At 38.5% G+C, this 1,215-nt stretch carries 2 protein-coding genes; both read right to left on the reverse strand.

Features of this window, described 5'->3' with window-relative positions:
- Nucleotides 1–398: 398 nt before the first annotated feature.
- A complete protein-coding gene (locus B7C60_RS13165) occupies nucleotides 399–617 on the reverse strand; it encodes a hypothetical protein (protein WP_157928704.1) in 219 nt (72 codons plus the stop codon).
- 198 nt (nucleotides 618–815) lie between these two features.
- Nucleotides 816–1,106, reverse strand: coding sequence for a hypothetical protein (locus B7C60_RS13175; protein ID WP_099612061.1), 291 nt, complete (start codon nucleotides 1,104–1,106; stop codon nucleotides 816–818).
- Nucleotides 1,107–1,215 lie beyond the last annotated feature (109 nt).

The raw sequence follows: 1,215 nt of genomic DNA on the forward strand, positions 1-1,215 counted from the left end.
AACGAGAAATATAGGCAACAGATAAATTAATCCTTTTTTCATAATAACTCTCTAGGCTAAATAGCGACGCCTCATAACGCCCGCTTAAGGGGCAGCCAACGCTACTACTAACTTTCCGCATAACACTGTAACTATAAAAACCAACGCATAGTAAAAATGCCACGCGTTGGCTGTCCCTCTTGAAGCGTTTGTTAGACTTTTAGATCCAGCTATCAATTTCCGTTTCTATGTTGTTGAAATCAACAAACTCATTTAATGAATTAATGTAGTTTTGAACATCATCAAAAGTCGTTACCGTGAACTTACAACGATTAAAATATGGCTTAATTATCTTCACATGTTAATTGCAAGGTATTTGGGCACATACTGCGTAGTACACAATATGCATTAAACCTAATCTATGAATTACCCTCAGCTTTACTGATAAGAGCCAAAGGTTTGTGCAGGCGCCCAGTAAGAGCTAATGTCTGTGCAAGACTAAACTTAGAGGTTTCCGCATGATCGCTGTATGATTTTTTAGCTTCATATATCTTTTCCCGCGCCAAATCATAATTTTTCTTCTCTAATTCAACTCTGTGCTCCTGACATAAAGAAGCTGCTTTTCCTAAATAATCCATAGTTCCTCGCATCTGAAAAGCCTAACGCCCGGTTAAGGGGCAACCAACGCCACTACCAAGCTTTCGCATAACACCATAATCACCAAAACCAACGCATAGTAAAAATGCCACGCGTTGGTTGTCCCTCTTGAACCGTTTGTTATGTTTTATTACAACCATCTGATTTTATTGAAAATGTTCTTAGAATCATCAACTGGTTTAAGACATTATTGCCTTACTTCTAAAAAGTGTCTTTTTGCAAGATAAGCAAATATGTTTATAACGATGATCTGCATGAGCTGTTAATGGTTGAAAAATCACTTTATCTGAACCACAACTAAAGCATTTCGCACTTTCTGAATCTGCCGTTTTACATTCAGGATGCTTTATCAAATAATCCTCAAGTGTCGGTAATTTGTGCCAATCATCATCCTGTGGCTTCGAATATGATACGAAATAGTAGAATGTAGCAGCCGCGCCCAAAACTAAAACCAACCAAATGAAATCCATTTCTGTTCCTCAAGTTATCCCGAAAACATAACGCCGCATTAAGGGGCAGGCAACGCAAGCCACTACGCTCAAATTAACCAGCCGTAACCTCAAATACTCAACCAAACCA

The organism is Vibrio fujianensis, from assembly GCF_002749895.1.
In the GTDB taxonomy this organism is placed as follows: Bacteria; Pseudomonadota; Gammaproteobacteria; order Enterobacterales; family Vibrionaceae; genus Vibrio; species Vibrio fujianensis.